Origin of the sequence: Botrimarina colliarenosi (genome assembly GCF_007859955.1) — a bacterium.
Taxonomy (GTDB): domain Bacteria; phylum Planctomycetota; class Planctomycetia; order Pirellulales; family Lacipirellulaceae; genus Botrimarina; species Botrimarina colliarenosi.
This window is the reverse complement of sequence record NZ_SJPR01000020.1, coordinates 1-2,660: the sequence shown is the minus strand read 5'-3', so window position 1 is coordinate 2,660 and position 2,660 is coordinate 1. Positions and strand designations below refer to the sequence as shown.

At 61.9% G+C, this 2,660-nt stretch carries 1 protein-coding gene; it reads left to right on the top strand.

What is annotated here, in order from left to right; all coding sequences use genetic code 11:
• The first annotated feature begins 247 nt into the window (after nt 1-247).
• Complete coding sequence (locus Pla108_RS20670; protein ID WP_146446886.1) at nt 248-2,587, top strand: arylsulfatase; 2,340 nt, start codon at nt 248-250, stop codon at nt 2,585-2,587.
• Nucleotides 2,588-2,660: the final 73 nt, after the last annotated feature.

Here is a 2,660-nt window from a genome sequence, read left to right as displayed (position 1 = left end):
TCCGCGAAGTTGAGGCGACCTCGGCGAATCCGAGCACTCCTGAGAATCGCCTTCTGGCAGTCACTGTCGAGAATCCCGGCGAGAGTTTAGGGCACTGCTATGAGAGCACTGGCAAGTCATTGGGGGCATGATACGTTTTTAGAGTCACCCTCACGTTGCGGCTATGGCCTGCCTTACTATCGGTTTTGCGGCCGCAGTTGACGGACATTGGGACCCACTACTGATCTCGCACTTTCACGAACAACCCATGAGCCATCTATCTTATCTGCTATTCGTTGTGGCATGGTTTGCGATCGCGGCTGAGAGTCGCACCCATGGCACCGAGCCTGACCGCTCTAAGCTGCCGATGGAGCTGACGCCCTTCGAGGGGAAGATCGGCGAGACCTACAAGGGATCGGAATCGGACTGGCAGGGATCGGTCGCTGCGCCGGAGGGGGCTCCAAACGTCGTGGTGATTCTGCTGGACGATGTCGGCTTCGGCCAGACCTCCACGTTCGGCGGACTGATCCCCACGCCGAACCTTGAAAAGCTCGCCAGCCGTGGGCTGAAGTACAACCGCTTCCATACGACGGCCATCTGTGGCCCGTCGCGCGCCGCGCTGCTGACCGGCCGCAACCATCACCAGTGCGGCAACGGCTTCCTAATGGAGTGGGCGACCGGCTTCCCCAACTACTCCACGATGCTACCCAAGAGCACCGCGACGATTGCTGAGGTGCTCAAAGACAACGGGTACAACACGTGGTGGTACGGCAAGAACCACAACACGCCCGACTGGGAGACGACGGTCGCCGGGCCGTTTGACCGCTGGCCGAGCGGGATGGGCTTCGAGTACTTCTTCGGCTTCAACGCCGGGGAGACCCACCAGTACTACCCGGTGATCTTTGAGAACACGACGCCGGTCGAGCCAAACAAGTCGCCCGAAGAGGGCTACCACTTCATGACCGACATGACCGACCGAGCGATCTCGCGAATGAAGTTTGCCAAGTCGGTGGCACCTAAGAAGCCGTTCTTCATGTACTTCGCCCCCGGCGCGATGCACGCGCCGCATCACGTGACGGCCGAGTGGCGAGATAAGTTTGACGGCCAGTTCGATATGGGGTGGGAGAAGTACCGCGAGATTGTTTTCCAGAACCAGCTCGAAATGGGGATCGTCCCAAAGGGGACCGAGCTCACGCCTCGCCCCGATTGGGTGCCGGCTTGGGATGGCCTGAGCGACGAACAGAAGGAGGTCTACACGGCCCTGTTCGAGAACTTTGCGGGCTTCTTCGCCTTCACCGATCACGAGATCGGCCGGCTTCTCGACGCCGTAAACGGCTTGCCGGACGCCGACAACACGCTGGTGATCTACATCGTCGGCGATAACGGCGCTTCCTCCGAGGGTGGGCCCGACGGCACGCTCAACGAGATCATGAATCTGAACGGGCTCCCTACCGTCCTCAGCGACGTGGTAGAAAACCTCGACAAGCTGGGCGGACCCGAGTCCGAACCACACTACCCGGTCGGCTGGGCCTGGGCGGGCAACACGCCGTTCCAGTGGGTGAAGCAGGTTGCCTCGCACTTGGGGGGCACCCGGAACCCGATGGTCGTCTCGTGGCCGGCGAGGATTCAACCCGACGACAAGCCGCGTGACGCCTTCCTGCACCTCGTGGACGTCGTGCCGACGATCCTTGAGGCTGCCAAGGTCCCGATGCCAGGCACGGTGAACGGCATCGAGCAGAAGCCGCTCGTCGGGAAGTCATTTCTGGCAAGCTTCACTGACCCCGGCTACGCGGGGCGCGACTCCCAGTACTTCGAGGTACTCAGCAACCGGTCGATGTACCAGGACGGCTGGAAAGCGAATGCGCAGCACACGCGTCCCTGGCGTCAGGACCTGGCTCCGGGGAACTGGGATAAAGATCGCTGGGAGCTCTACAACCTCGCCGAGGACTTCTCAGAAGCGAAGGATCTCGCCGAGGAACATCCCGAAAAACTCGCGGCGCTGAAATCAGTTTGGAAAGAGGCAGCGGAACGCAACGAGATCTACCCGCTCGACGACCGAGGCTCCGCACGGATCGCGGTGCCCAAGCCGCCTGTTCCCGGCTCGGACCCCAACTCAACGACCTACACCTACTACGCCGGGGCGACACGCATTGCCGAACCCGCGGCACCCCCGATGAAGAACCGTTCGTGGACACTGACCGCGGACGTGACGACCCAGGGCACCGAGACCGAGGGCGTCGTCGTTGGGTTCGGCGGTGTGGCTGCCGGTCTGGTCCTCTACCTCGACAAGGGAACGCCGGTCTTCGACTACAACTACTTCGACGACCACACCGTCGTCCGCGGCGATGAGCCGCTTCCACCGGGTGACAGCACAATCGCAGTCGCCTTCGATTACGCCGGCGGCGGGGCCGGTAAGGGGGCTAAGATATCGCTGAAGGTGAACGGTGAGGCAGTTGCTAATGGGAAGATGCAGGCCACGGTTGGCGGACGCTTTGGCGTCGATACCTTCGGCGTGGGAGAGGACTCGGGCCAGCCCGTGACCAACGCCTACCAGCCGCCCTTCCGTTTCACAGGAGAGATCAGGCAGGTGGTCGTCGAGGTGGAATAAGTGGGCTGCGAACTCATGTCAGCCCCGTGGGTACAACAAAGAGGGAGTTGGGGATGTCGCCGAAGTTGGACCA